Annotated in this window: 1 protein-coding gene; it reads right to left on the minus strand. The window is 69.0% G+C overall.

Annotation, left to right across the window (positions count from 1 at the left end; genetic code table 11):
- Positions 1–110 precede the first annotated feature (110 nt).
- Positions 111–3,671, minus strand: coding sequence for a choice-of-anchor D domain-containing protein (locus ACZ6KY_RS28800; protein WP_469313180.1), 3,561 nt, complete (start codon positions 3,669–3,671; stop codon positions 111–113).
- Positions 3,672–3,996 lie beyond the last annotated feature (325 nt).

Here is a 3,996-nt window from a genome sequence, read left to right on the forward strand (position 1 = left end):
AGCAAGTCCCCCCCCCTTCCCCCCCCCCCCCCCTTCCCCCCCCCCCCCCCCCCTCCCCCCCCCCCCCCCCCCCCCCCCCCCCCCCCCCCCCCCCCCACCATCCGGTCAGGTCAGGTGTTCCAGACCTGGAACTCCGAGATCTGACCGGCCGGCCAGCCGGTGTTCGCCGTGATGTTCACCCGGACGTATCGCTGGGTGGTCGCGGTGAACGTGATGGTGACGGTGTTGTTGGTGGCGGGGTCGAAGGTGTACGTGGCCGACGACTTGATGGTGGTGAAGGCGGAGCCGTCGGTGCTGCCCGACAGGGACAGCGTCTGGTTGCGGGCGCCCCAGCCGGCCGGGAGCTGGAGGACGACGCGGCCGGCGCTCTGCGCGGAGCCGAGGTCGACCTGGACCCACTGCGGGAAGGCGTTGTTGGCGCTCTCCCAGTAGGAGCCCTGGTTGCCGTCCGTCACGTTCGAGGACGCGTACACGTCGGTGTGGCTGGACTCGGTGGTGGCCGCGCCGGCTGCCAGGTTCCTGCTCACCGTGCCGGCGCCGGTGCCGGTCAGCGCGACCGTGGTCGTGCCGTTCGACGCGTTGCTGGCGATGCTGAGATCGCCGGTGCGGGTGCCGGACGCGGTGGGCCTGAAGGTGACGTTCACCGTGCAGGAGGCGTTCGCCGCGATCGACGTTCCGCAGTTGTCGGTCCCCGAGAAGTCGCCCGTGACGGTGATGCCGGAAACGGTCGCGGCGGCGGTTCCGGTGTTGGTCACCGTGACCGTCTGCGCGCTGCTGGCGGTGTTGAGCGCCTGGGTGGGATACGACAGGGACGCCGGGCTGGTCGACAAGGTCGCGTTCGAGGAGCCGCCGTCACTGGGGAACACCTCGAAGTCCGACAACTGGGCCGCGTTCCAGCCTGTGTTGGCGGTGATGTTCACCCGCACGTATCTCGCCGTGGCGGCGCTGAACGTGATGGTCACCGTGTTGCCGTTGGCGTTCGGGTCGAAGGTGTACCCGGCCGATGCCTTGATCGTGGAGAAGCTCGAACCGTCCGCGGAACCCTGCACCGACAGCGTCTGCGTGCGAGCCGACCACGCCGTCGCCGGCGGGAGCTTGAGCACGACCTTGCCCACGCTGTAGTTCTGGCCGAGGTCGACCTGGGCCCATTGCGGGAACGAACCGTTCGTGCCCTCCCAGTACGTCGACGCGTCCGGGTCGGTGAGGTTCGAGGCGACGTACGGGCTGTTGCCCGAACTCGCCGTCGCCGGCCGCCCGGCGGCGACATTCGTGGTGCTGTCGATGCCGCTGCCGGTCAGGGAGACTACGGTCGGGCTGTTGTTGGCGTTGCTGGTGACGGTCAGCTTGCCGGTACGGGATCCGCCCGCGGTGGGCTTGAACCCGACGTTCACCGTGCAGGACGCACCGACCGCGAGGGTGGAGCAGTTGTTGGTCTGGCTGAAGTCACCGGTCGCCGCGACGGCCGAGACGGTCGCCGACGCGGTACCCGAGTTCGTCACCTTCACCGCTTGCGCGGTGGCCGGCGAGCCGACCACCGTGGCATCGAAGGACAGGGTCGCCGGGTCGGTGTTCAGCACCGGGCCCGGCGCGGTGCCGGTGCCGGAGAGGCTGACGGTGTTGGTGATCCCGCCCGCGTTGACCGTCAGGGATCCGCTACGACTGCCGGTCGCCGTCGGCGCGAACTTCACACTGACGGTGCACGAGCCGTTCGCCGCGATCGACGAACCGCACGTGTTGGTCTGGGAGTAGTCGCCACTGGCGGAGATCGACGAGACGGACGCGGCGGTGTTGGTCGGGTTGGAGACCGTCACGGTCTGTGCGTCGCTCGTCGAACCGGTCGGGACCGAACCGAAGTTCAGCGCGCCGGGGGTGGCCGTCACGCCTTCGGACGGGTAGGGCGGGAAGACCGGCGCCGGCCAGCCGCCGCAGTACGGCGTGCCGCTGATGCCGGAGTTGCCGCCGCCGTCGGTGATGACGAAGTTGCCGCCCGAGCAGTTGTACACCGGGGACGAGTAACCGACGCCGGTCGCCGTGACGTTGGTGAACTTCGCCGCGCCACCGGTCTGCTCCTGCAGGGCGAAGGTTCCGGTGCCGGCGATGGTGACGTTGTTGAGGTTGACACCGCTGATGGTGCCCTCGACCCACTGGACGGCCTCGTACGGGCTCTGCTGGATCAGCGCGTTGGTCACGTTGACCGGGCCGGTGATCGCGCCCTGGCTGCCGTCGAACCACAGGGCGCCCACACCGAACTGCCAGTTCGGGTCGAGGCTGCCGTCCCGGATCATGGTGTTGTCGGAGATCGTGGTGGTGCCGACCGGCGTCGACGTGAAGCGTTGCCCGACGTGGATACCGCCGCCCTGGGCGAGGCCCGTGTCCACCACCCGGTTGCCGCTGACGGTGTTGTCGTGGCCGCCGTAGATCGCGATGCCGTTGGCGAGGATCTGCAGTGACACGGTGTTGTTGGAGATCGTGTCGTTGGCGTCGGCGCCGATACCGGAGTCCGCCCAGGTGGCGATGCCGTCGTCACCGGTGTTGCGGATGTCGCTGTTGGTCACCTTCGAGTTGGTGACGGCGCCGTGGAAGTTGATGCCGTCCGCGGTGGTGTCGCGGATGCGGATGCCGCTGAACGTCAGCCCGTCCATCGGCCCGTCCATCCAGGCACCGACCTTCATGTGGTCGATCCACAGGTTGGAGACGGTCGAATCGCTCATCGCGCCGCCGATGCCGTTGACCTGGGCGCTGTCGTCGCGCTCCTGCACATTGCCGAAGATCGCGAAGTTCTGGAGGTGCACACCGGTGCTGGCCGAGGGCGCGGAGTTGCCGTAGAAGCCGGGTGCCGTGCCGGTGACGGTCGAGTACCACATGCCGGCGCCGGCGATCGTGACGTTGTTGACGCTGATGTGGCCGGGGATGTTGTAGGTGCCCGGCGGGATCCACACGGTGCCGCCGGGGCCGGCCGCGCTGATCGCGGCGTTGAACGCGCCGGTCGCGTCGCCCACACCGGTGGAGTCGGCGCCCTTGCTGGTCACCGACACCGCCCCCGAGGGTGCGGTCAGGGCGGCGCCGACCTGCTCGAAGTCGGCGAAGTCGACCGTGTACGAGGAGGCGGTGTCCCCCGAATCGACCTGCAGCTTGAAGGTCGTTCCCGCCGGATAGGTGGTGGAGAACAGGCGGTGGGCCTCGTCGAAGAAGTGGTGCGGGTTGCTGCCCGGCGCATTGGTGAAGGGGTAGCTGCCGTAGTACCAGCTGTAGGCGTTCGTCAGGGTGAAGTCGGGCTGCTTGACGCCGTTGACGTACAGGGACAGCGCGGCGGTGTAGACCGAGCCGCCCGAGGTGTCGGGGATGCTGTAGCGGAAGTTGATCGAGTTGGTCGCCACCGGCGTGGTGAACGTGACGTACTCGCCGGTGCCCTGGAGCGTCGTCGCCTTGCGGTACGACGCCTCGTCGGCCAACTGGCCCTGGGTGTAACTCGGGCCGATGGGCGTGCCGTTGGTGGCGGAGTTCTCCGCCTGCACCTCGACGTACGGCAGGCTCGCGCCGCTGCCGCCGGTGGCGGCGGTCGCCGCCCAAGCAGGTGGGACAGCCAGAGCGAAGACGCCGACGGCGGCCAGCATCGCGGTGCTGACCGCCCAGACGAGGGCTCGTCTCAGATCTCGGATGGAACGGAACACTTGCCACTCCTTTCATCACGAAATGCCGGAACTGTGCCGCTGACACCACCAGAGAGGAAGGAAACGGGGCCCAAGGGAAGACGGGGGGTGCTGACGACGCGAGGGGGACCGTAATATCCTCGCCATGGACACGCAAGAACTAGACAGAGTATTGCAACAATAAAAATTCAGCCTGCAAGATCTAATGCGATGTCTCGACGCTGCACCCAGCACCGGGCCCCACACATGGCGGTGGGGGGGGGGGGGGGGGGGGGGGGGGGGGGGGGGGGGGGGGGGGGGGGGGGGGGGGGGGGGGGGGGGGGGGGGGGGGGGGGGGGGGGGGGGG

The organism is Streptomyces sp. NPDC042002 (assembly GCF_055588305.1).